The sequence below is a fragment of the Pseudoalteromonas sp. MB41 genome (genome assembly GCF_020966275.1).
GTDB classification, from domain to species: Bacteria; Pseudomonadota; Gammaproteobacteria; order Enterobacterales; family Alteromonadaceae; genus Pseudoalteromonas; species Pseudoalteromonas lipolytica.
The window spans coordinates 69,494-94,943 of the sequence record NZ_JAJJZF010000007.1 but is presented as its reverse complement, the minus strand read 5'-3'; the positions used below and the strand labels follow the sequence as shown (position 1 = coordinate 94,943).

Genomic DNA, 25,450 nt, shown 5'->3' with positions numbered 1-25,450 from the left:
ACTACTCCCAACAATCATTCTCTGAGGCGGTGTAACTGCCATCATGTTTCACAGTGAGATCACCACAACGATCACTTGCTTGCGCCGAACCAGACTTTGGTGATGCTTTTAAACTATAACCACGGTTTTTAAAGTCACTGATTGCACCGGCGACTTTATCTGTAGGGGTGTAAGTGAAAGTATAAAAATCAGTATTTTGTGCCGTAAATGCGTTAGGGTAACCACCATTTCTTGAATAAATACGCTCAAGACTCGCGCTATATTGCAATAACTCTTGTTGTATGTCGGCACGGCGACTGCGTTGCATTTGTTCGGTATAAACAGGTAACGCTACGCTATATAAAATACCTAAAATAGCGATAACGATCAGTATTTCAACAAGTGTAAAACCACGGTGTTTTCCCGATGATAATGTCTCCTTCAACTTTCATTCCTTACAACTTTTTTATGAAACCACTATAAATGACAGCGCTGTCGCTGTCAATTTAACCAATTCTAACTAACTAGCCTGATTATACTAACTAAAAATAAAAAATTAAGACAAAAGACTGTTTGTGTTTAAAATAGGTAAACAAAACCCCATTCCATCAAACATTAATGCAAATAGCACAACTATTGACAGGAAAGCAAAGCAAAAAGAGTCGTAATGTAGTAAGTAAGGTAGTAAGTAAGTAAGTAAGTAAGTAAAATTTAGATACAAAAAAGCCGCGCTTAATAAAGCACGGCTTTTTTTCTACTTAATATTGCTATTAAGCTTCAGCGATAACGATTACTTTGATAGTAGCCGTAACGTCTGAGTGTACTGCGATTGCAACGTCAAATTCGCCAGTCTCACGGATAGTACCTAGAGGTAAACGAACTTCTGATTTTGCAACTTCAACGCCAACAGCTGAAATAGCTTCAGCGATGTCGCGAGTACCGATAGAACCGAATAACTTGCCTTCGTCACCAGCTTTAGAAACTAGTGTAACTTCAGCTAATGCTTCTAACTTGTCAGCGCGAGCTTGAGCAGCAGCTAGATCTTCAGCGATCTTAGCTTCTAACTCAGCACGACGTGCTTCGAAAGTTTCGATGTTAGCTTTAGTTGCAGGAACTGCCTTACCTTGTGGGAAAAGGAAGTTACGTGCGAAGCCAGATTTAACTACAACCTGGTCACCTAGGCCACCTAGGTTTGCGATCTTGTCTAGTAGAATAACTTGCATGTCTCTACACCTTTTAAAAACTGTTAATCCGCTGCTTACTTATGTAAGTCAGTGTATGGAAGAAGGGCTAAGTAGCGAGCACGCTTGATAGCAGTTGCTAGCTGACGCTGATATTTAGCGCTAGTACCTGTGATACGGCTAGGTACGATTTTGCCACTTTCTGTAACATAGTTTCTAAGAGTAGCTAGATCTTTATAATCGATTTGTTGTACGCCTTCCGCTTTAAAGCGGCAGAACTTACGACGTCTGAAATAACGTGCCATGAGTTTAATTCCTCAAAAAATTCTTTCTATATGCTGAGCATGCAAGACCAATTGGCTTAAACCATTTCGGCCTTCGTGTCGGTTTAAAAAACCCGTCACTTGCACTTGTTGCCCAACGTGCAATTGTTGAGTCTGTTGTTGCATTGGCGTGCCACTGGCAACAACTTGAAGCCTGACATAACTATTACGGTTAAGGTCTGCTTCAACTTGCATCGATTTATGTTCAAGAACAAAAATACAATGCGGTATACCAGCAGGGCTTTGACTATATTTTGGGGTTTTACATACAACCCCAGATAACGTCAGCTGATTCATAAAAGGATTAACCGGTTGGCTCATCTTAGTGTCTCAACTGCAAGCGCCATGCTTGGACTCAAAACGATTAAGCAGCTGGTGCTTCTTTCTTCTCTTCTTTCGCAAGAGGAGATGCTTCAGTTACAGCGTCTTTAGTACGCATAACTAAGTTACGAAGCACTGCATCGTTGTAGCGGAAAGTAGTTTCTAGCTCGCTGATTACTTCAGTAGGTGCTTCAACGTTCATAAGAACATAATGAGCTTTGTGAAGCTTGTCGATTGGGTAAGCCAATTGACGACGGCCCCAGTCTTCAAGACGGTGGATAGTACCACCAGCTTCAGTGATAGAACCAGTATAACGTTCGATCATACCAGGTACTTGCTCACTCTGATCAGGGTGAACCATGAATACGATTTCGTAATGACGCATGGATATTCCTTACGGTTAATAGAGCCTTCTACCGTTTCGGCCAGTCGGTTTAAGGCAAGGAATTAAATTTAATAAGCCGAAATGAGCGCGCATTTTACGCTTAGATTGATAATTAAGCAAGATAAAACAGCAAGCCAAGTTGCAATCTTATAAATATTTGCAATAGCTTAATTTTCTAAGGTAGTTAAGCATAAAACAAAAAACCCAGCCGAGGCTGGGTTTTTGAGATTCTGAAAAACTAAAATTACTTGATTTTAGCTTCTTTGAAAATCACGTGTTTACGAGCTTTAGGATCGTATTTTTTGATTTCCATTTTTTCAGGCATGTTACGCTTGTTCTTGTCGGTAGTGTAGAAAAAACCAGTACCAGCAGTTGAAACTAAACGGATCTTATCGCGCATGATTCAGTTCCTTAAACTTTTTCGCCACGAGCACGGATTTCTGTAAGAACCGCGTCGATGCCTTTTTTATCGATAATACGCATACCTTTAGTCGTAGTGCGTAATGTTACAAAACGTTTTTCACTTTCAACCCAAAAACGGTGAGTTTGTAGGTTAGGTAGGAAACGACGTTTAGTCGCGTTTCTCGCGTGTGAACGGTGGTTACCAACCGCTGGACGCTTACCTGTAACTTGACATACTTTAGACATGTCTATATATCTCCAATAACTTCGCTCGAGCTTAATTTTCCCTTAGGCCATGTATTTGTGCCCCGGGATAAATCGAAGGGCGCTCTTTATACAGCTTATACAGGCAAAGATCAAGTAACAGATCTTATCCAATCAGCTCATGTGTAAATTTGATAGCGGCTAATTATAATGATCGAAAGCCCTTAGGGAAAGTAAAAACTGCATTTAAATTAAACTAATTTCTAAAAACAGCCTAAACTGCTCATTTTTAACACACTCTCTCGGGCATACAGCCTTATATAAGCCCTCGCTCGGCAAAAGAAACACAATTTTTACCGCCCACAATGATGTGATCCAGCACATTTATGTCAACCAACGACAGCGCTTGCTGTAATTTTTGCGTTATGAACTTATCGGCTTGACTGGGTTCTGCCACACCACTTGGGTGGTTATGAGCCAAAATAAGTGCCGCTGCATTATTTCTTAATGCGGCTTTAACCACTTCGCGAGGATAAACAGATGCGGCATTAATTGTGCCATAAAATAGCACTTCATCTTTAATCAACTGGTTTTGGCTGTCTAAGTACAGCACCATAAACACTTCTTGCTGTAACCCCCGTAGTTTAATTGTTAGGTAGTCGTACACCGATTGAGGCGAATTAAATACAGCCTCTCTATGACATTGCTCAAGCATGTATCGCCGGCTCAGCTCTAACACGGCTTGTAATTGTACATACTTTGCAGCACCTAGGCCCCTTTGTGCACAAAACTCATGCTCTGTGGCATTAAACAAGTTGTGCAATGTACTATTTATACGCAGTAGATGCTCAGCCAACTCAACCGCGTTCATGCCCGGCACGCCAGTACGTAAAAATATCGCTAATAACTCAGCATCTGAAAGCGCTTTAGCTCCCTGTAAAAGCAGCTTCTCACGTGGTCTCTCTGCCAATGGTAAATCCGTTAATGGCATCATTTGTCCCTAAAAACATTACTTTGGTCATTAAACTGTAATATAAAATCCAGTTTTTTCCTGTCTTTAAAAAAGAAAACTTCATGCAATCGGCAAAGATTTGCTATCGTTAGCCCATATCGACAAAGGTAAAATTTCACGTAATGACAAAATCAGTTAATAAAAAAATCCTGTTAGGTATGAGTGGTGGCATTGCAGCCTATAAATGTGCAGAACTTGTTCGTCGTTTAAAAGACGCCGGCTGCGACGTTAAAGTGGTCATGACCGACTCAGCCAAACATTTTATAACACCACTGACAATGCAAGCTGTGAGTGGAGAAATTGTCTCTGATTCATTACTTGACCCTGCAGCCGAAGCAGCAATGGGACACATTGAATTTGCCAAATGGGCTGACCTGATTTTAGTCGCCCCCGCAACCAGCAATATCTTAGCGAAAATGGCGATGGGCATTGCCGATGATTTACTGACTACGTTATTGTTAGCCACACCTGCTAAAGTAGCGGTTGCTCCTGCAATGAACCAACAAATGTATGCTCACCCAGCGACTCAAGCAAACCTTAGAACTCTCAAAGATCGCGGCGTCGCAATTTGGGGACCCGGTAAAGGTGAGCAAGCCTGTGGTGATGTAGGTGCCGGAAGAATGTTAGAGCCTCATGAACTAGTGGCGCTGTGTACGCAACCAGACATTGAGCCATTATTGGCAGGTAAAACAATCACAATTACCGCTGGCCCCACGCGTGAAGCCCTCGACCCTGTGCGTTATATTTCGAATCATAGTTCAGGCAAAATGGGTTATGCCCTTGCAGAAGCAGCGCTTGCTTTAGGTGCTAAGGTCAACCTTATTTCAGGGCCCGTCGCAATTACAGCACCCGCGAATGCAAAGCTCACCAATATTGAAAGCGCTGAGCAACTTTTAACTGCGTCGATGGAACTTGCGGTGCAGTCTGATGCTTTTATTGGGTGTGCTGCCGTCGCCGATTACCGCGCAGCCGCAATTCAAGATCAAAAAATGAAAAAACAAGGTGACGAAATCACGCTCACTTTAGTCAAAAACCCTGATGTGATCGCAAACGTGGCAGGGCTTAGTAAAAACCGCCCTTACACTGTTGGCTTTGCAGCAGAAACGCAAGATGTGGCTAGCTACGCCCAAGGTAAATTAAAAAACAAAAACCTCGACATGATCTGCGCGAATGATGTGTCAAAAGAAGGTCTTGGCTTTAATTCTGATCATAATGCTTTAACACTGTTCTGGCATAATGAGCAGCTAGATTTAGCCATGGGGAGTAAAAAGGATCTCGCGATGAGCGTAATGACTGAGCTTGCCAAGCGTTTGTAAAAATGCTGGAAAGAAGCTGAATAAAACATTAACATAAGCGCCTCATTTGCACAAAAAATGGCTTGTCTGACTCTACTGAGCACAAGTAATAAATTATAAGAAAGGAATGGTCATGCCTGCGACAAAAAGAAGTAATCGCAAAGAGCAGATTCTGCAAGCACTCGCACAAATGTTAGAAACCAGCCCAGGTCAACGTATCACCACCGCAAAATTAGCGGCTGAAGTGGGCGTGTCTGAAGCTGCGTTATATCGTCATTTTCCGAGTAAAGCACGGATGTTTGAAGGCCTAATAGAATTTATTGAAGATACGCTGTTATCACGCATTAACCTCATATTAGAAAATGAGAAAGAAAGCCAAACCCGTGTTTATAATATCTTGCTGTTATTATTAGCCTTTGCTGAGAAAAACCCAGGAATTACTCGCATATTAACCGGCGATGCCCTGCAAGGTGAGCAAGAGCGTTTACGCGAACGAGTGCAAGGCTTATTCGAAAAACTTGAAACACAATTTAAGCAAGTATTGCGTGAGCGAAAACTACGTGAAGGCAAAGCATTTCAATCAGACGAAACCACGTTAGCCAATTTCTTACTTGCCTATGTCGAAGGTAAGATGAATCAATTCGTGCGTAGCGACTTTAAAGCGAAGCCAAGCTCACAATTTGAAAAGCAATGGCCAGAATTACAAAAAATCTGGTTGTAAAACAAGCTTTATAAGCGCGATGTCATATCGCGCTTAATCCCCCACCTTTTGATTGTCCCCCATAAGCGAGTCCTCGTAGCTCATTTCTCGTAGCGCGTTTCACGTAACTAATAACTTTAACCCACCTTAGGAAACTGGCAACTTATCGTATCTACTCGAATTGTTTATTAAAAACGCTACACTGGGGCATAAACTTAAAAACAATGAGAAAGGTAAATGAAAGCGCAATTATCACTTTTGAGCTTAGCCTTGGTGACTAGCCTAGGCAGCACACAAGTCAGTGCTAAAGAAGCCCTGCAATTTAAAGACGTATTTGATTTTAAATACGCAAAAGGCACACAACTGTCTGAAGATGGCCGTATCTTAACCTTGAGTGCAGACCCTTATCGCGGCAATGCACAAGGCCAAGTATACACGCTCAATAACAATGCCTTACTAAGCACCGTTGAACGCGGTACGCGCCCTACTATTAATAAAGCGGCAAATTGGGTCGCGTTTACACAAGTACCAACCCTACTTGAAAAAGAAACCACCAAGAAAAAAGATGAGCTAAAAAACAACCTAGTTTTAGTAAATACTAAAGACGGTGAACAACAAACGTTTAACGATATAAAAGATTATGCGTTATCAGATGATGGCGTATGGCTTGCTTACCGTCTTGATCAAAAAGCAGATAAAACTGAGACCAAAGACGACCAAGAAAAAGACGAAAACAGCAGCGAAATCAAGCCAGACAAAAAAGATAAACGCTTTGATTTAGTGCTTGTTAACCTTCAAGACAAAACCACTCACACTATAAATAATGTATTTAGCTATGCGATTAGCAGCACTGGCGAGCAATTATTAGTAAGCCAAAGCTTTAGTGATGGTGCCGACAACCAAATCGTATTAGTCGACTTAACAAATAGTTTTAATACCAGTGTATTAATTGATGAGCCAGGTGTGGTTGCAAACAAAATTGCATGGCAACCTAACAGCAATACCGCAGCGCTTTTAGTGGGTAATTATGTAAACGATGATACAAGACGTCGCGACCACAGCTTACAGCTTTTAGAAAACGGGGCTCTATCAACCATTAACTCTGCAGATAGCAGCTGGACTATCGGTAAAACAGCCTCACTCACATGGTCTGAAGACGGTAAGCGTCTATATTTCGAGAATCACCCAAAACTGGCTGATAAAGTAAAAGCCAAAGAGTATACAGACGAAGCCTCTTTATATGATTTCGATACAATTCGCGACCATAAAGGCTTAAATGTTTGGCACAATAAAGACGTTGAAATTAAACCTCGTGAAGAACAACAGTGGAATGAGGCTAACAAACTTCGTCACTACCAAGCGGTTTACCACGTAAACGGTAAACAGGTTGTACAATTAAGTACACCCAATATGCCCGAGGTATCACTTAACACTAATCGTGACGCGCTTTTAGGCTACTCAGACCTGCCGTATTTAGAGCGTGTTATGTATGGTGGTTTCTTTGCTGATTACTTCAGTGTTGACGTTAAAACAGGTAAACAAACACCTATCGTCAGTGACTACCCCTTTAGACCCAGCCTTGCGCCAAATGGTCAATACGCGGCATTTTTTAAAGACAGCCACGTTCAGCTAAAAGACCTAGGTAACAACAAAGTTTCGACGTTATCTAAGGCAATTAACGCTATTTTTGCCGATGATAAGCATGACTACCCATCACCTCAACCGGGTTATGGTTTTGCAGGCTGGTTAAACGACAGCAGCCAAGTACTGGTTTACAGCAAATTTGATATTTGGGCTTTTGATGTCGCAACACAAAAGGCAACGCGCTTAACACAAGGTAAAGAAACAAATACCCAATATCGTGTTATTAAACTTGATAAAGACCACGTTGGCTTTGCTAAAGACGACACATTATTACTAAGCGCAACTAACTTACAAGATAAGCAAACCGAAATCGCTAAGCTTGACTTAACAAGCAATAAAGTAAGCAAAGTACTGTCGGGTAAAAAGCGCTATGATGTGGTGAAAAAAGCTAAAAATGCCGACAAATACCTCTTTACTGCGCAAACGTACCAACAATTCCCTGATTACTACCAAGCAGATTTTAGCTTCAAAAACCCACAGCGTGTGACGAACCTAAACCCGCAAATTAGCAACTTTGCTTGGGGCGAAAAACCTGAACTTATTAGCTATAAAGGCTTTGATGGTGAAGACTTACAAGGTGTTCTAATCAAGCCGGCAGGCTACAAAAAAGGCGACAAAGTGCCCGTCGTTGTGTACTTCTATCGCTATATGAGCCAGCGCATGTATGACTTCCCGAAAATGGAGTTAAATCATCGCCCTAACTTCCCTATGTTTACTTCGAATGGTTACGCCATTTTCTTACCGGATATCCGCTTTGAAATTGGTCACCCAGGTAAATCATCGACTCAAACCATGATCAACGCGACTCAAAAGCTGATTGATTTAGGCATTGCCGATCCTAATAAAATTGGTTTACAAGGTCACTCATGGGCAGGCTACCAAAGCGCCTTTATGATCACCCAAACAGATATGTTTAAGGCGGTTGTATCGGGTGCACCTGTATCTAACATGACCAGTGCTTACAGCGGTATTCGCTTAAAATCAGGTCTTGCGCGTCAGTTCCAATACGAAACGGGGCAAAGCCGCATTGGTAAAACATTATTTGAAGCACCTGAACTTTACATCGAGAACTCACCGGTATTCTTTGCAGATAAAGTAAACACACCTATTTTAATTATGTTTGGTGACAAAGATGACGCCGTGCCCTGGCACGAAGGCGTACAGTACTATTTGGCACTGCGTCGTGCAGGTAAAGATGCTACGTTCTTACAGTATGAAGGCGAGCCACATCACTTGAAGAAATTCCCTAATCAGGTGGATTTTTCAATTCGCATGATGGAATACTTTGACCATTATCTAAAAGGTAAACCCGCCGCTGAGTGGATCAAAAACGGCGTACCCTTTATTGAAGAATAAACAATAAGCTGAATATCAGCTTATCTTCCCCCTTCCAGAGCCAGCATTGTTGCTGGCTTTGTTCTATAAAATCAATCATTCCATCTATTTTTTCGATTTTATCAATCGATTTAAACCCCAGTTTGTAAGTGGAAAGTTAACCAGAACAGCTCTATATTTCACGCAACTTCCAACTGGAGACAACACAATGTTAAAAAAATCAACCTCAGCATTTTCAAAAGTCGCTGTTGCTGTTTCATTACTCATCGCAACAAATGTACACGCCACTAACGACATCAAATCAAATCAATTTTGGTGGCCAGAGCAACTCGACTTAAGTCAACTGCGCGCACACGGCGCTGAATCAAACCCAATGGGTCCTTACTTTGACTACAAAAAAGAATTTTTAAAGTTAGACCTTAATGCAGTGAAAGCCGATATTGAAAAAGTGCTGACTGACTCTCAAGACTGGTGGCCTGCCGACTACGGTCACTATGGTCCATTCTTCATTCGTATGGCGTGGCACGCATCAGGTACTTACCGTACATTCGATGGCCGTGGTGGCGCTGGCGGTGGTCAACAACGTTTCGACCCACTAAACAGCTGGCCAGATAACGCCAACTTAGACAAAGCGCGTCGCTTACTTTGGCCTATTAAACAAAAATACGGTCGCAGCATCTCATGGGCAGATTTAATGGCGCTAACAGGTAACGTGGCACTTGAATCAATGGGTTTCAAAACCTTCGGCTATGCCGGTGGTCGTGAAGACGATTGGGAGCCAGATTACGTTTACTGGGGCCCTGAAGGCAAAATGTTAACTGACGAGCGCCGTGACAAAAAAGGCAAACTAAAAGGCCCATTAGCGGCGGTTGAAATGGGTTTAATCTATGTGAATCCAGAAGGTCCACATGGCAACCCAGACCCACTTCTTGCAGCTGATGATATTCGCTTATCGTTTGGTCGTATGGCAATGAACGATGAAGAAATCGTTGCACTTATCGCAGGTGGTCACAGTTTTGGTAAAGCACACGGTGCGAAAAAAGCGACTTGTTTAGACAAAGAACCCGCCGCAGCCGCTATCGAAGAGCAAGGTTTAGGTTGGAAAAACAAGTGCGGTAAAGGTCACTCAGAAGATACTGTTACTTCAGGTCTTGAAGGCGCATGGACCGTGACGCCAACGCAATGGTCAATCAACTACTTACAAAACTTATTTGCATTTGAGTGGGTTAAAACAAAAAGCCCAGCAGGCGCAACACAATGGATCCCAGAAAATGGTCAAGCGTCTAACCTAGTGCCAGATGCGCACATTAAAGGTAAGCGTCATGCGCCTATCATGTTCACAACTGATATCGCGTTAAAGGCAGATCCCGCGTTTCGTAAAATTTCAGAGCGTTTCTTAAACGACCCGAAAGAGTTCGAACTAGCGTTCGCTAAAGCATGGTTCAAGCTAAACCACCGTGACATGGGCCCACGCGCTCGTTACTTAGGTGACTTAGTGCCAGAAGAAGTGCTAATTTGGCAAGATTACATTCCTGAAGTTGACCACAAGCTAGTTGATAGCAAAGACATCGCGTCACTTAAAGCAAGCATTTTAGATTCGGGTTTATCTGTATCTGAACTGGTACGTGTGGCGTGGGCATCAGCAGCAAGCTACCGCGATACTGACATGCGTGGTGGTGCAAATGGGGCACGTATTCGTTTTGCTCCACAAAAAGATTGGCCAGTAAACAACCCGAAAGAAGTGGCAAATGTACTGAGCAAGCTTGAGAAAATCCAAACTAAGTTCAATAAAAATGCAGCAGGTGGAAAAGAAATTTCACTGGCAGATATGATTGTTCTGGGTGGCGCGGCTGCTATCGAAAAAGCAGCAAGTGATGCAGGTTTTTCTATTGCAGTACCATTCAAGCCAGGTCGTATGGACGCATCGCTCGAAATGACTGACGTTGAATCGTTTGAAGTACTTGAGCCTACGGCAGACGCGTTCCGTAACTACTACAGCTCAGCATGGAAATCACCTGCTGAAATGTTAGTTGAGCGTGCTGATTTACTAAGCTTATCGGTGCCAGAAATGACAGCACTACTAGGTGGTATGCGTGCCCTTAACGCTAATACTAACCAAACACAACACGGTGTATTCACGAAAAAACCTGGCACATTAAGCAACGATTTCTTCGTTAACCTACTCGATATGTCAACGAAGTGGTCTAAGTCATCTGAAGAAGGTGTTTACGAAGGCCGTGACCGTCAGTCAGGCAAGCTTAAGTGGACAGCAACACCGGTAGACTTAATCTTTGGGTCTAACTCAGAGCTGCGCTCTATTGCTGAAGTGTATGCATCTGACGATGCTAAACAAAAGTTTGTTGACGACTTCGTTGCAGCATGGACTAAAGTAATGACGCTAGACAGATTCGACCTACGTTAATACCAATACCAACTTGCTTAATTCAGTATTATTGCGCGTTGGTATTCATTTTTCGCAACCGATTAAGCCGCTTTTACAGCGGCTTTTTTTATTTTGGATAAAATTCGCTCGACAATGCAGCTGATTACGTTAAAAATAACACTTTATTACTAAACAATTTAGCCATAGGCACCAAGGATGATCGCACGTTTATTATTGCTATTTTTTATCAGCCACTCCTTCTTTGCCTTTGCACAAAATAGCCCTACCACATCCGTTGACTCCGTTATATCACTCAACAATGAACAGGTTAACTTAACACGTTTCGATATGAGTTATTTTATTGATAAAACAGAAAAAATGACACTATCGCAAATACAAAATCAAACATTCACAGCCAGTAAAAATGAGCTCACTCTGGGCACCAATGCCAAAACAACGTGGTCAAAAATAACCGTTAAAAACAACGACAGCGAGACCTTACGTTTATTTATTCACAACCCCGATGCTTACCATCTAGAAGAGGTAGGATTTTACGAAACCCACAATGGGCAACTCATTAATCAATCTGAAATTCAACTAGATACATCGGGTCCAAAAGCCAATATGTTTGGCGGCAGTGCCGTGTTTTCGTTCTATATTGCCCCACAGCAGCAAAAAACCATTTATGTAAAAAGCGTTACTTTTTCGCATCAATGGTTTGCTCTAAATATTTATAATGAAGAGCATTCAAAACGCGCCCTAGTTGGCAACGGCAACTACATTGCATTACTGGTTGGCATGATGCTAGCGCTGATGATCTATAACTTTTTCTTGTACTTATCGGCACGTAAAATAGAAAATATTGTTTACGCCCTGTATTTAATATCGGGCACGGTATGGGTGGCGCTTTCGTATGGCGTAGCTGCTAACTTTTTTGGCATTTTTAGTGCTGAAGTACTGCAACTTAATTCTAGTTTGCTCAGTATGCCCAGCTTTTTAGTAATTTTTGTGATGCTAATTTTCGAAACTAAAAAGCATTACCCAAAAGAGCATATAGCCCTGTCGCTCATTCTCGTATTACTGGTTGGCGACTTTATCTACAGTTTATTCGATGTCGTTGGCGCACTAAAACCAGCCAGCACCCTTGCCGCAATGATGATGACCGTCACCTTTGGTGTCTCTATTTCACTGTGGCGAAAAGGGGATTCACTCGCCAAATATTTTTTACTTGGCCATTCACTGTTCGTTATATTCAATATGCTGGCCGTGCTTTATTACAAAGGTATCACCGACGCAAACGTGATAAACAGTCATGGCGTCGGCATAGGTATTTTACTCGAAGCATTAATGATGGCGTTTATATTGTCTTACCGTATAAAAACGCTCGAAAAAATCAAAGCACAGCAAAAAGAATTAACGCGCCTTGTCGATACCGACCCAATGACAGGCCTGTATAATCGACGCTACTTTGATAGAAAAAGTGAAGAGCTCATTGCTACAATGGCAAGCAATCATCAAGAGTTAACGCTGATCATCGCCGATCTCGACCATTTTAAAGCCATTAACGACACTTATGGCCATGATATTGGCGATAAAGTCATTATTGAGTTTGCAAACATACTCACTACACAACAACGAAAAGACGATATAGCCTGCCGCTACGGCGGTGAAGAATTTGTACTTTTACTGCATTGCAGCCTACACGACGCCAAAGCCGTGGCCGAGCGCATCCGCGAAAAAGCAGCAAACACCCGCATCAAAAGCAATGATGCTCAAGCCGTAAAGTTTACCGTAAGCCTAGGCGTTCACAGCGTTGCCCATGCCTCAACCACAATAAAAGAAACCCTATCAATTGCCGACAAAGCCCTTTATAAAGCAAAAAACAATGGCCGAAACTGTGTTGAAGTAGCGGTGTAAGCGAGTTCACATAACGGTAATGAACAAGTTATTCACCGTCGGTCATTTTATACAACTGCACGTTTAAAGCACTTCGCACATACTAAGCCCAACTAATAAGCAAAAGCGGAATTGGCGCAAAGCCGAGCGACTAGAGTCTAGTATCAATGATTTCTCATAATTAGACCGAAGACAATAACAGTACATTGTTTTATATAGAAATAATATGATTTCGTATTATATTCACTTTATTAAATGGTAATCGAATTACTGCAAGAGACTATCTTTTAGCGACATTCTGTGAGCAATATCTTAGAAAAACACAGCTAAGCTATTGCGTAAAAAACTCATGCTCTTGCCAATTGTTGGGAAAGCCCATGGGAAACAGAGGTATTTCTGGATGAAGTAATATTAGAGCCTTTACTTTGTTATGCCACTGGCTATCCGGACTAACCTGCTTCATTAAATGTGCGAGCATTAATAAGATCATGTATATACGTCGACTTGGTTGAACTTGGCTTGGCTCTAGTCTATTTGGTAATTGCCAATTATCACCACGAGGTATTTTAGGCTGGATTGCAAGCTCTCTATTCCAAAGGCGACTATGATGGGCGCAACAGTTTCGTATAAAATTTAAAGTGTGAAGCCAACTTTCCAACACTTCTTGAGGTAATTCAAATCGCTTTGCAATTTCTTTTCGATCAATATCTTTAGCTAAGCCTCTATAGAGGTGTGAGATACTACCAAATGTTAATTCTTCAGCCATCGCCCATCCTGGCATTAATCTGGGTACTTCGTATGTATGATGGTAAAACCGTGGGTAACTTTCTCTAACTCTTCTTTCAATTCGCTGTTGCTTTATCTCTGAGTTCGTTGAACTACGCTCAATTTTATTAATATCCCGTTGAAGATCGTTAAACTCTTTTGCTTGCTTATCTTCGACTTCTTTTAGTAAACGTTTGTGTTGGTAAGAACGTTTAAAAAGATTTTCATTCAAGTACCAATGAGAGCCGCTGCATTCAGCTTCTGTTTGATATTTTATACCCATCACATTATTTAGAGTTGCTCGAATAGCTACTTCTACTCGCTCAACAGCATCCATAATAAGGAGTCTTAATTCCCGATCAAAAGCATATAGATCAACTATCTGTTTGAACTCCACACCTTCTTTGAACTGGTGTTCAACCTCTTGTTGTTCTCTACCTTTTTGAAAAGGACGCATATAAGCACTAAGGCGAAAAAAACTTATAACTTCTAAGTATTTTTCTGCTCGTTCTAGTTGCTGAATATTGAGACCGCGATTTTGAAGAAGGGAAATTTGGTCTGTTACACTGATCGCGGGCTTGTTGAATTGAGTCATTATGTCTTCTTAAATTTTAGAAAAGCAGACATAAAAAAGCCCGCACAATTTGAGCATTAGAAAGAGGCTTGGCGGGCGTGTTGAAGACAATACTAGTCTGAAGAGATCACCCCGTCAACCTATTTTAATGAAAATACGTTTCTATAATTAACTCATAAAGATCATAAACAAACAAGCTACCAAGGTAAAACAGTGACTAAAATGATGTTCTGTAAGCAATATCAAGTGCCCACTCTCATATTAAATACATTTTGTCTATTTAGCAGTTTGGAAATACAAAAAGTAGTTCTAACGATTTCTTAGACTGTAAATTAAAAAATATTTCTGTAAGTCACCAAACCTTTCACCTATAACTAAATCAATAGGTTAAATATACTAAAAGGTGATTATATATTGATTATCTTCGTTTTAATTATATTGGATCATCAACAATACTGCCCTGCTGCAAAGCCACAGCTCCAAGCGTATTGGAAGTTGTAGCCGCCTAACCAGCCTGTCACGTCGGTAACTTCGCCGATAAAGTAAAGGCCGGGTGCTTTTTTGGCTTCGAATGTTTTTGAGCTTAACTCATCGGTGTCTACACCGCCTAGCGTGACCTCAGCTGTGCGATACCCTTCGGTGCCGTTAGGTTTTATTTGCCAGTTGTGGATGTAGTCGTGCAGCGCATCTATTTGCGTATGGGTTAGCTGATTAACATTACAATCAGGAATAGCTTTGGTGTCGTGCAGCATCTCTACAAAACGCTTTGGCAATATCGTCGCGAGGGTATTTTTTAGCGACTTTTGGCCTTGGCTTTGACGCCACTCTTCAAGCTGCTGTTTTAAATCGAGCGCTGGTAATAAATTAATATACACACTCTGCCCTGCGCGCCAAAACGAGCTAATTTGTAAAATAGCAGGTCCCGACAAACCTCGGTGAGTAAAGAGTATGTTTTCTTTAAATTGTGTACCGTCTTCACTTGTTACCACACACGGAATACTGATCCCCGACAGTCCATCAAAACGGTCTTTATCGTGCTGGTGCAAAGTGAATGGCACAAGCGCTGCCATTGTGGGTAAAACCGTTAAGCCAAATTGCTCAGCAATTTTGTAGCCAATGGGCGATGCACCCAGTTTTGGCATTGTTAAGCCACCCGATGCAACCACCAGCGATTCACATTGATAAGTATCTTGCTCGGTTATTACCTCGTACCCTGCATCAGTTTTTGTGACGCTAAGCACTTCGTTGCGCAAGGCTATGTTCACGCCCGCCCACTCACATTCAGTCAATAAAATATCAACAATATCTTGAGCGCTGTTGTCACAAAATAATTGACCCAGTGTTTTATGGTGATACGCCAAACCATGGCGGTCTACCAACTCAATAAAGTCGTGTTGGGTATAGCGACTTAAACACGACTTTACGAAATGAGGGTTTGTACATAAGTAATTATCTGGGCTGGCATTTTCATTGGTGAAGTTACACCGTCCACCACCGCTGATTAAAATTTTACGGCCCGGCTTTTTACCCATATCAAGCACTGTAACCGCTCGGCCTCGGTAACCTGCTTGTGCTGCACACATTAAACCTGCGGCACCGGCGCCAATCACAATTACATCTACTTGGGTCATTACGCATACTCATTAAAAAATTTAGCTGATTATAACAAGTTATTTTATACGCGGTGTTAACAGAAAGGTGTTTTTACAAAAAAGATAAACCTAAAAAACGAAATAAAGCAAAAACTCTAAATAGAAAAATTAAAACTTTAGAATGAGAAAACCACCTTAAAACCCAGTTAAAAGTCAGATTTAGCCATCTATACACTTGTTTATAACTAAAATAGAGACAAACATAACAAAACGATATTTTAACTTAATTTACATTTATTTTACCTTTGTCCCCCTTCGCGAAAAACATTGCGAAGAAACTTATAACAATCTAGGGATCATTATGACAACTAACAATAACTTAAAAAAGTGCGCAATCGCACTGAGCCTCACTGCGTTGTTTGGGACGACGGCAGCGATGGCAACGCCAAACCAAATGATGTCACCGTCTATGGCGGAAACAGCCGCTAAGCTACAAGGCCAAGACGGTTTTGGTACACAATTCATCATTAAATACAAAAATAACAATGATGAAATGATGACTATGTCGGCTGCAGAACAAACGCCGATGCTAATGAATAAAAAAGCGCAGGGCTTTGTTAAAAACTTCACAAGTAAAAAAGGCCAAGTGAAAGCACAATACGTGCGTGCAATGGCAATGAGCAATCACCACGTTATGCGTGCTGATAAAAAGCTATCAGCTGAAGAAGCTCAAGAGTTTATGCAAGAAATGGTTGCAACGGGTAACGTTGAATACATCGAAATTGACCAAATGTTAAAGCCATTTGCAACGCCTAACGATCCACGTTATTCAGATCAGTGGCATTATTATGAGCAAGCTGGTGGTTTAAACCTGCCTACAGCATGGGATACAGCAACAGGGAGTGGCGTTGTGGTTGCGGTACTTGATACGGGTTACCGCCCACACATTGATTTAAATGCCAACATTTTGCCGGGTTACGACATGATCTCTAACCTATCGGTAGCAAATGACGGTGGCGGTCGCGATAGCGATGCACGTGACCCAGGTGACGCAATTAGTGCTAATGAGTGTGGTTATACACACGGCGCACAAAGCTCAAGCTGGCATGGTACGCACGTTGCGGGTACTGTCGCTGCTGTGACTAACAACGGTGAAGGTGTTGCGGGTGTTGCGTATGACGCCAAAGTTGTGCCTGTACGTGTACTTGGTAAATGTGGTGGTTTAACATCAGACATCGCCGACGGTATCATCTGGGCATCAGGTGGTTCTGTATCTGGCGTTCCTGCGAATGCAAACCCTGCTGATGTTATCAATATGAGTTTAGGTGGCAGCGGTTCATGTAGCTCTACAACACAAAGTGCTATCAACCAAGCTCGTAATAACGGCACTGTGATTGTAATTGCAGCAGGTAACGATAACGACAACTCAGCTAACTATAATCCTGGTAACTGTAATGGCGTAGTAAACGTTGCGTCAGTTGGCCGTAACGGTGGCCGTGCTTATTACTCTAACTACGGTAGTAATATTGATGTTGCTGCACCGGGCGGCGCGCAAAGCTTTGCTAACGATTCAGAAGGTGTGTTATCAACTCACAACTCAGGCTCAACTAGCCCTTCAAGCGACAGCTATCACTATTCACAAGGTACGTCGATGGCTGCCCCACACGTTGCCGGTGTCGCTGCGCTTATTAAGCAAGCGAAACCTTCTGCAACACCTGATGAAATAGAAAGCATTTTAAAATCAACAACTCGTGCTTTCCCAGCAACATGTACTAGCTGTGGTACTGGTATTGTAGATGCGGCAGCAGCGGTTGCTGCGGCGTCGGGTACTACACCTCCACCGCCAACAGGTAACGTGTTAGAAGATGGTCAAGCTCTTACGGGTCTTAGTGGTGCGGCTAGCAGCCAAACTTTCTACACAATGGAAGTTCCAGCAGGTGCTACAAACGTAACATTCACGATGAGTGGTGGTACAGGTGATGCCGACCTTTACGTTCGTGCAGGTAGCGCACCAACAACATCAACATACGATTGTCGCCCATACAAAGGGGGTAATGAAGAAGTATGTTCGATTGATAACCCAACTGCAGGCACTTATCACGTTATGCTTAACGGCTACTCTGCTTATTCAGGTGTGAGCCTAGTGGGCGATTTAACAACATCTGGTGGTACAGGTGCACCTCAAGCAGGTGGCGGCACGGTTACTGATATTTCTGCAAGTGCGGGTCAGTGGAAACACTACACACTAGAAGTACCAGCAGGCATGGCAAGCTTCACTGTCACGACATCTGGTGGCACTGGTGATGCTGACTTGTTTGTTAAATTTGGCAGCCAGCCTACAACATCAAGTTATGACTGTCGCCCGTACAAAAATGGCAATGCTGAAACATGTACATTCAGTAACCCACAAGCAGGTACGTGGCACTTAAGCTTAAATGCGTATCGCACCTTTTCAGGTGTAACACTTGATGCACAATATCAGCCTTAATGGTTGAATACTCCCGTTTCCCCTGGGACTTTTAGCCGGACTCTCGTCCGGCTTTTTTGTACTTATAGCTTTTCTAAAATAGCCTCAGCACGACTTACTGCAAACTCTTTATCTTGTTCAACAAATAAGCCTGCTACCGTTTGGTTTTCTACGATCATTGCATAACGCGTCGAACGAATACCACCAAAACTCGCGGTGTCTTTATCTAAACCAAGCGCTTTAGTAAAACTGGCATCACCATCAGCTAACATACGAATGTGTTCAGCGTTGTGCGCCTCACCCCATGCCTTCATTACAAACGCGTCGTTTACCGATACGCAGTAAATAGCATCAACACCTTTCGCCATAATTTTATCGGCAAGTGCCACAAATTCAGGTAAGTGTGCATTTGAGCACGTTGGTGTGAAAGCACCTGGCACTGCAAATAAAACCACTTTTTTGCCTGCAAACAAAGACTCTGTTGAATGCGTTTGCATTCCTTCGCTCGTTAGTTCTGTTAGGCTTGCTGTTGGTAAAGTTTGGCCTTGTTCAATCATCATAATTCCTTGAAATTTTAGTATGAGTTCAGAGTATATACCCAAACGATACATTGCAGCACATGCTTCATTTTACGATACACAAAAGTGCGTGATATCTGCGAAGCCATTTTCGGCTAATTACAATCCTAAGCTACGTTTAATGGTATTCATTTGCTGTTGTAGGCGCTGTTGAATATCGCTCACAAGAACATTTGATTCGCTTACTTGGCCTTTCATGCTGAGCATTGACTGACTAAAGTTTTCGAGCAAAGCATTTTGCTGCTTTGCAAGCTCCATGGCATCAAACGCGACTTTATTGGCGTCTTGTGCTTTTTCGGCAACCCCTTCTGAGTTGCGCTTTAACTCTTGGGCATTTTGCGTTTGTAACTCGGCATCACTCGCAAGCGCACTAATTTGTGTTGATACCATGGTTGAGTTTTCACTTAAGCGATTAAGCTGGCTGTTAATATCATCCAGTGAGCCTTGGGTTTGTCTTGCTAATTTACGCACTTCGTCAGCGACAACGGCAAAGCCGCGACCATGCTCTCCTGCCCGCGCCGATTCAATGGCGGCATTAAGTGCCAGTAAGTTAGTTTGTTCGGCAATATTTTTAATGACTTCGATCACGTGGCCAACATCATTTACGCCACTTAATAGTGCTTTTAAACTTGTTAAACCTTGCTCTACACGTTGCTCAGTGTGTGAGCTGGCTATGAGCATGTTGTCAGCAAACCCTAAGCTTTGCTCCATGGCATCAAATGTGTGCTTGGCATTGTCGGCCACTTGGCTATTTATACTGTTAACTTGCTCGCCGATATGCTGAATATCATTGAGTAAAGCTTGATTTTGCTCGACCTGTGTTCGGCTCGCATCAGTTTGCTGACCAATCGTGTGGAGGTGTTCGCTCATTTCTAGCATAAAGTCATTAATGACTTTAAGCATTTGCGCCCGTTCTTCGGCTTCACCGCGTTGACGCTCAATTAGCTGGTTAAAGTAATGTGCTATTTCGCCCACTTCTGTCTTGGGGTTATTACTTTGAATATTTTTTAGTTCGTTGCTTTCAATTAAAAATGCAAACCCATCACGTAATTGACGCAGTGGATTTAGCACTTGATTACGCTGTACAAAGTACACGCCAGCCGCTAACACCACTAACATGCCAATAGCAAAGCAAAACACAATAAAAACCTGTTGCTTAAGTTGCCCTTGTTGCTCTTTTAATTTTTGCTCGGCACCGAGTACCGTACTAGACAGCGCGTTTATTTGCGCACGTAATGCTTGCATGCCTGTTTGGCGTTGCTCTGCTTGCGCGATGGTCGACGCTAAGTCGCGCGGAAAGCGCTTAGGCCAGCTGCTTAGCTCTGCTTTTATGTCGCCTGCTAAGTCTTCAGCCTCTTCGCCAAAAAATAAGGCGTCTTCGTCAACCTCGCTCATGACCCCTAAATTATCAAGTTGCGCTATTTTATTGGCAAGGGTGTTAAGGTTCGCCACACTTTGATTAAGGCTGGTTTTGGTGTCTTGATCAAAACTAACAATGAGTTTGTAAGTATATAAGGCAAGGGTCGTTACTTCGCTGTAGTAATCACTTGCAAGTTGATAATACTCAAGCGCTAATGCAGTTTGTGGCTTGGCTTGTGTTGCATAACCCACTAACGATGATGCCGACCCTGCCATTTGCCTGAGTGAATTATCAAGCAGCGCCATTTCGTTACCTGAAAGTTTCCCCAGTGCTCGGTATTTACCGTTAATGTCTTTATCTAATTCGCTGAGTTGTGCCGTTAGTTGGCTTGCGAGCTCGTTTGGTAAGCTTGCTAAATGCTGTTTTTTAACATCGCTGATCAGGGTAGAGGCTTGATTTAAATGTTGGCTATCACCTTGCTCTAAATAATCATCAAGGTGGCTTTTTAAATCAATAATAATGGTGTTTTTTAGCTTGTTGTAAGCGTTATCTTGTTGCTCTAAGCCGAGTAAGGTTTGGCTTGCCCAAAACAAGGTGGCCGCCAGTAAGATACTGGCAAGAGTGAGTAAAACGGCTAATAACCGAGTAAATGATGACACGCGCATGAACTACATTCCCAAAAGTCGTTACGCGCGTAGAATATTAACCTTTTATGACAATTTGATGTAAACCATCCAAATTAACGTCAAATGTAATCACAAATTAATACTTAATAACTGCACTACACCATGGCAGCTTTTACATACACATCAAAGCGGTTTTTCTTGGTTTTGATTTGCATGCTGGGGGTTTTGTCATTTAAAAAAGGCGCGTAATCAGGTCGCTTAACAACAACCCGCTTAGTAGCTAATGGATACGCAAATTCGAGTAAATCGTCTGCATCGTTGTCCGCACCCACCAGCTCTTGGAATACACGCATTTCTTTTTTAACCAGTGCCGACTTTTCTCGATGTGGAAACATAGGATCTAAATAAACAACATCTGGTACGTTGTTACACTGAGCCAGTAATGTGTGGCTTGAGCCAAACACTAAGCTCATTTTTTCTTTCATCCATGGACCAATATCAGCATCGTTATAGGCTCGCTCTAGGCCATCGTATAATAACGCAGCAACCACAGGATGACGCTCATGCAAAATTACATGACAACCTAACGACGCAAGCACAAAGCCATCTCGGCCAAGGCCTGCTGTTGCATCAAGCACAACGGGAGTGGCTCCTTTATTTAAGCCCACCGCTTTGGCTATCGCTTGACCTTTACCGCCACCAAACTTGCGACGATGCGCCGCCGCACCACTCACAAAATCAACATGAATAGCGCCCAGCTTCGGCTCATCCTTTTTTTTAAGGCTTAGGCCCTGATCGTCATAGTGCAATGAAAAGCCATCATTATTTTTAGCCCATTCGGCTAAACCGAAACGTTGCTCTATGGCGTCTAAATAAGGACGCATTTCTTTAAAAGGACAATGAATTACCACAATTTACTCCGTGAACCGAATGCAACGCAAGTATATACCCAAACGTATTTAAGATACATGGTTCACAGGTGTGCAAAGTAAAAGTTACGTCACTATTTAAATCGCTAAAATAGCTCGATATCTGTTTGCGAGGTGACATCTTCAGTATGGCGTGGCTCTGCAATTTTTTGCAGGTTTTCTAGTAACTCATTACGCGATTCAATAATGTGTTTAAGCTGATATTTAATAAATGCTAAATCATCATTAAGCGATGCAAATAACAACTGGGTTTGCTGTAACTGCTGAAGGTGAAAGACCACTTCATCACTGCTTGATACGTTACTTTGTTCCACTGACTTAGTTAGCTCAACTAATTGTGCGGCAAACTTTTCGACAGCCCGCTCTCGTGAGTCACTATTTTGATACATCTGTTCCGACAGCTCATTAAAAGCATTACCAATTTGCTGTGCTTGGGCTAACGCGCGCTCGTTCACTTCCATATCTTGTACTTTGGCGTTAGTCACTTCGAGAATATGCGGAAACAAATCTTTGTAACGCCCATAAAGCTGCGCATCGTCTAATGGCATGTTTTTTACTAACATCGATATTTTTGGGTAATTAACAATGGTGCGATGCCCAAAATCAACAAAGCGGTTTGCGTCACGGTGTTTTTCAAGTAGCTCTTGCTCAAGCGGACATACTCCACCTTCTGCACTGCAAAATACGCCGATATCTTGATACCAGAATGCAAGAACCACATCGAGATCCATCGGATTAAAAAACTCAAACATGTGTTCAGACAACGCTTTAATATCATGCGCATGATAACTTTGCCCTACGTAACGCATTATACGCCCCATATCGCCCGAGTCTGTCATGGCTATTTCGGCGGTGATCTGCGCACGTTCAACATCACTTTTTAACTTTTTAGAGTGCTGACGATATTGGTATAACACGCGAATACGCGCCATAAGTTCTTCAGCGTTGAACGGCTTAACAATGTAATCGGCTGCACCGGCATTGTAGCCCTTAACCCGGTCGGGCAATTCGGTTTTACCCGATAAAAACATCACCGGTGTATCTTTCGTTTGTGGGTGTGCTTTAAGTTCAGTGCATACTTCAAAACCCGTTTTGCCGGGCATTTCAATATCCAGCAAAATAATATCTGGATTATATTTAAGTGCCTGTCTTAATCCTTCTTCGCCATTTTTAGCATGGATCAATGTGCAAAAGCCCGAGAGCGACTCTTCGATGACATGATGTACGTATTTATCATCATCAATGGCTAACACCAGTTTTGACATGCTTTATTCCTGTAAATGCTTTTCTAAAAAGCATAGTACGCAAGATTGATTTTGCTAAGATTTATTAATAAAAAAAGCGCCTTACGGCGCTTTCATTCAATAATAACTTAGGCTGCAATGCCACTGTGTCTGAGGAGTGCATCGACTTGAGGTTCACGACCTCGGAACTTTTTAAATAATTCCATCGGCTCTTCACTGCCTCCTTTTTCTAAAATGTTCTTTAAGAAAGCGTGACCCGTTTCTTTATTAAAAATACCTTCTTCTTCAAATTTAGAGAAAGCATCTGCCGACAAAACTTCAGCCCATTTATATGAGTAATAACCGGCACTGTAACCACCGGCAAAAATATGGCTGAAACCATGCTGAAAACGGTTAAAAGCGGGGGCTTTAACAACCGCAGTTTTACTGCGAACTTCATCAAGCGTGGCTTGAATATTACAAGGTTCACCCGCTTTGTAATCATGGTGAATGGTAAAATCAAACAGCGAAAACTCTAACTGACGTAGCATTTGCATGCCCGATTGAAAGTTCTTCGCAGCCAATAATTTATCAAGCAGTTCTTTTGGCAGCGGCTCACCCGTTTCATAGTGACCCGAGATAAAGTTAAGGGCCTCTTCTTCATAACACCAGTTTTCTAAGAACTGGCTTGGCAGCTCTACAGCATCCCATGCCACACCATTAATGCCCGCCACTGGCGCAGCATCAACTTGGGTCAACATATGATGAATACCGTGTCCAAACTCATGGAATAAAGTTGTCACTTCGTTATGAGTAAACAGCGCAGGTTTATCACCCACTGCCTTATTAAAGTTACAGACTAAGTAAGCGACAGGCGTTTGTAATTCGCCATTAGCGCGCACTTTACGCCCCATGCAATCGTCCATCCAAGCGCCACCACGTTTACGGTCACGTGCATATAAATCAAGATAAAAACGGCCGCGTAGCGTGTTACTGCTATCGTAAATCTCGAAGAAGCGCACATCAGGATGATAGCTATCAAACTCATGCACTTCTTTCACGCTAATATCAAACAAGCGGTTTACTGTGGTAAATAACCCGTTTAAGACCTTATCGGCAGGAAAGTATGGGCGCAGTACTTCATCAGAAATTGCGTACTTTTCTTGCTTTAATTTTTCTGCGTAATACGCGTAATCCCATGCTGCAAGCTCGCTTACACCATGTTTTTCTTGTGCGTAGGCTGTTAATTCAGCAAGCTCTTGCTCAGCTTGTGGCTTTGACTTAGCCGCTAAATCTTCTAGAAACGAGAACACTTGCGACTCAGATTCGGCCATTTTAGTTGCTAATGACATTTCTGCGTAGCTGCTAAAACCGAGTAATTCGGCCAGCTCATGACGAAGTGCAAGCTCTTCGCTCATGATATCTGAGTTATCAAACTCACCTGCATTAGGGCCTTGGTCAGACGCACGAGTTACAAACGCAGTGTAAGTTTCTTCACGTAATTTACGATTATCGGCATAGGTCATAATAGGCAAATAAGAAGGGAAATCTAAGGTGAATACCCAACCATCAAGCTCTTTGCTTTTTGCTGTATCGGCACCGAGTGCCAGTGCTGACTCAGGTAAGCCTGCTAATTCACTTTCATCTGTAATGTGTTTTTGCCAAGCGAGTGTCGCATCCATCACATTATTGCCAAACTTAGAGGCAAGCTCTGATAAGCGCGCACTAATTTCACCGTATCGTTTTTGTTGCTCAGGCTTTAAGGCAATGCCCGATAATTCAAAATCACGCAACGCATTAGTAATGGTTTTTTGCTGTGCAGTGGTGAGTGTTTTAAATTCTTCGCTGCTATGTAAAGCATTATAGGCATCGTATAAACCTTGATGCTGACCAACAAAGGTTGAGTACTCAGATAACAACGGCAAACATTGCTCATAAGCTTCGCGTAGCTCGTCGCTATTTACCACCGAATTCATGTGCGATACTGGCGAAAATAGTCGTGATAACTTGTCATCAGCCTCTTCAAGTGGAAGAACTAGGTCATTCCAAGTGTATGACTTACTTGCCAATACCTCATCAATTTTGGCACGACAGTGTGCAATCGCTTCTTTTAATGCCGGCACAACATGGGCTGGTTTAATCTTAGAAAACGGCGGAAGCCCTTCTAATCCAATAAGTGGGTTATTTTCTGCAATTGTCATTTTCGTTCTCAATTTTTATGCGAATATGGTGTTGAAGTTGGGGCGAATTGATGAAATACAAGGGGCTTAACCTCG

At 42.4% G+C, this 25,450-nt stretch carries 21 protein-coding genes; 6 read left to right on the top strand and 15 right to left on the bottom strand.

Annotated elements, in window-relative coordinates; all coding sequences use genetic code 11:
- Window position 1: 1 nt before the first annotated feature.
- From LPA49_RS09500 to radC, 8 genes are all read right to left on the bottom strand, one after another.
- Window positions 2-424, bottom strand: coding sequence for a type IV pilin protein (locus LPA49_RS09500; protein ID WP_180311130.1), 423 nt, complete (start codon window positions 422-424; stop codon window positions 2-4).
- A 325-nt stretch (window positions 425-749) separates the two neighbouring features.
- Complete coding sequence (gene rplI, locus LPA49_RS09495; protein ID WP_036973111.1) at window positions 750-1,202, bottom strand: 50S ribosomal protein L9; 453 nt, start codon at window positions 1,200-1,202, stop codon at window positions 750-752.
- A gap of 35 nt (window positions 1,203-1,237) precedes the next feature.
- Window positions 1,238-1,465: a 30S ribosomal protein S18 gene (gene rpsR / locus LPA49_RS09490; protein WP_002962753.1), complete on the bottom strand. Its 228-nt coding sequence runs from the start codon at window positions 1,463-1,465 to the stop codon at window positions 1,238-1,240.
- 12 nt (window positions 1,466-1,477) lie between these two features.
- Window positions 1,478-1,780, bottom strand: a complete 303-nt coding sequence (gene priB, locus LPA49_RS09485) for a primosomal replication protein N (protein WP_036973732.1) — start codon at window positions 1,778-1,780, stop codon at window positions 1,478-1,480.
- A 67-nt stretch (window positions 1,781-1,847) separates the two neighbouring features.
- The gene (gene rpsF / locus LPA49_RS09480; RefSeq protein ID WP_036973113.1) at window positions 1,848-2,189 is read right to left on the bottom strand and encodes a 30S ribosomal protein S6; all 342 of its coding nucleotides are present in this window, start codon (window positions 2,187-2,189) and stop codon (window positions 1,848-1,850) included.
- A gap of 244 nt (window positions 2,190-2,433) precedes the next feature.
- Window positions 2,434-2,589, bottom strand: coding sequence for a 50S ribosomal protein L33 (gene rpmG / locus LPA49_RS09475; RefSeq protein WP_022946036.1), 156 nt, complete (start codon window positions 2,587-2,589; stop codon window positions 2,434-2,436).
- Between the two features lie 11 nt (window positions 2,590-2,600).
- Window positions 2,601-2,837 carry a 50S ribosomal protein L28 gene (gene rpmB, locus LPA49_RS09470; protein ID WP_036973115.1) on the bottom strand — a complete coding sequence of 79 codons (237 nt, stop codon included), beginning with the start codon at window positions 2,835-2,837 and terminating at the stop codon, window positions 2,601-2,603.
- 274 nt (window positions 2,838-3,111) lie between these two features.
- A complete protein-coding gene (gene radC / locus LPA49_RS09465) occupies window positions 3,112-3,786 on the bottom strand; it encodes a DNA repair protein RadC (RefSeq protein WP_036973117.1) in 675 nt (224 codons plus the stop codon).
- Between the two features lie 143 nt (window positions 3,787-3,929).
- Between radC and coaBC the strand changes: the two genes are divergently transcribed.
- The 5 genes from coaBC (at window position 3,930) to LPA49_RS09440 (ending at window position 13,081) form a co-directional block, all read left to right on the top strand.
- Complete coding sequence (gene coaBC, locus LPA49_RS09460; RefSeq protein ID WP_180311131.1) at window positions 3,930-5,123, top strand: bifunctional phosphopantothenoylcysteine decarboxylase/phosphopantothenate--cysteine ligase CoaBC; 1,194 nt, start codon at window positions 3,930-3,932, stop codon at window positions 5,121-5,123.
- A 112-nt stretch (window positions 5,124-5,235) separates the two neighbouring features.
- A complete protein-coding gene (gene slmA, locus LPA49_RS09455; protein ID WP_036973120.1) occupies window positions 5,236-5,823 on the top strand; it encodes a nucleoid occlusion factor SlmA in 588 nt (195 codons plus the stop codon).
- A gap of 216 nt (window positions 5,824-6,039) precedes the next feature.
- Window positions 6,040-8,802 (top strand): S9 family peptidase, encoded by a 2,763-nt coding sequence (locus tag LPA49_RS09450; RefSeq protein WP_180311132.1) that lies wholly within the window; start codon window positions 6,040-6,042, stop codon window positions 8,800-8,802.
- 187 nt (window positions 8,803-8,989) lie between these two features.
- Window positions 8,990-11,203, top strand: a complete 2,214-nt coding sequence (gene katG, locus LPA49_RS09445; protein ID WP_036973125.1) for a catalase/peroxidase HPI — start codon at window positions 8,990-8,992, stop codon at window positions 11,201-11,203.
- Window positions 11,204-11,380: 177 nt separating this feature from the next.
- On the top strand, window positions 11,381-13,081 hold the full coding sequence (locus LPA49_RS09440) for a diguanylate cyclase (protein ID WP_180311133.1): 1,701 nt from the start codon (window positions 11,381-11,383) through the stop codon (window positions 13,079-13,081).
- Between the two features lie 310 nt (window positions 13,082-13,391).
- Here LPA49_RS09440 and LPA49_RS09435 read toward each other — a convergent pair whose 3' ends face one another.
- Entirely contained in the window at window positions 13,392-14,420 is a 1,029-nt protein-coding gene (locus LPA49_RS09435) for an Abi family protein (protein WP_180311134.1), read from the bottom strand.
- 425 nt (window positions 14,421-14,845) lie between these two features.
- Entirely contained in the window at window positions 14,846-16,030 is a 1,185-nt protein-coding gene (locus tag LPA49_RS09430) for an NAD(P)/FAD-dependent oxidoreductase (protein ID WP_180311135.1), read from the bottom strand.
- A gap of 322 nt (window positions 16,031-16,352) precedes the next feature.
- Here LPA49_RS09430 and LPA49_RS09425 point away from each other — a divergent pair, with 322 nt between their 5' ends.
- Window positions 16,353-18,479: a S8 family peptidase gene (locus tag LPA49_RS09425; protein ID WP_065978316.1), complete on the top strand. Its 2,127-nt coding sequence runs from the start codon at window positions 16,353-16,355 to the stop codon at window positions 18,477-18,479.
- A gap of 62 nt (window positions 18,480-18,541) precedes the next feature.
- Here LPA49_RS09425 and LPA49_RS09420 read toward each other — a convergent pair whose 3' ends face one another.
- The 5 genes from LPA49_RS09420 to prlC all read right to left on the bottom strand — a co-directional run bounded on the left by LPA49_RS09420 (window position 18,542) and on the right by prlC (window position 25,375).
- Complete coding sequence (locus LPA49_RS09420) at window positions 18,542-19,015, bottom strand: peroxiredoxin (RefSeq protein WP_036973141.1); 474 nt, start codon at window positions 19,013-19,015, stop codon at window positions 18,542-18,544.
- Window positions 19,016-19,135: 120 nt separating this feature from the next.
- Window positions 19,136-21,061: a methyl-accepting chemotaxis protein gene (locus LPA49_RS09415; RefSeq protein WP_180311137.1), complete on the bottom strand. Its 1,926-nt coding sequence runs from the start codon at window positions 21,059-21,061 to the stop codon at window positions 19,136-19,138.
- 116 nt (window positions 21,062-21,177) lie between these two features.
- The gene (locus tag LPA49_RS09410) at window positions 21,178-21,933 is read right to left on the bottom strand and encodes a class I SAM-dependent methyltransferase (protein WP_036973144.1); all 756 of its coding nucleotides are present in this window, start codon (window positions 21,931-21,933) and stop codon (window positions 21,178-21,180) included.
- Window positions 21,934-22,037: 104 nt separating this feature from the next.
- A complete protein-coding gene (locus LPA49_RS09405) occupies window positions 22,038-23,216 on the bottom strand; it encodes a two-component system response regulator (protein WP_036973146.1) in 1,179 nt (392 codons plus the stop codon).
- A 107-nt stretch (window positions 23,217-23,323) separates the two neighbouring features.
- Window positions 23,324-25,375: an oligopeptidase A gene (prlC, locus tag LPA49_RS09400; protein WP_036973149.1), complete on the bottom strand. Its 2,052-nt coding sequence runs from the start codon at window positions 25,373-25,375 to the stop codon at window positions 23,324-23,326.
- Window positions 25,376-25,450 lie beyond the last annotated feature (75 nt).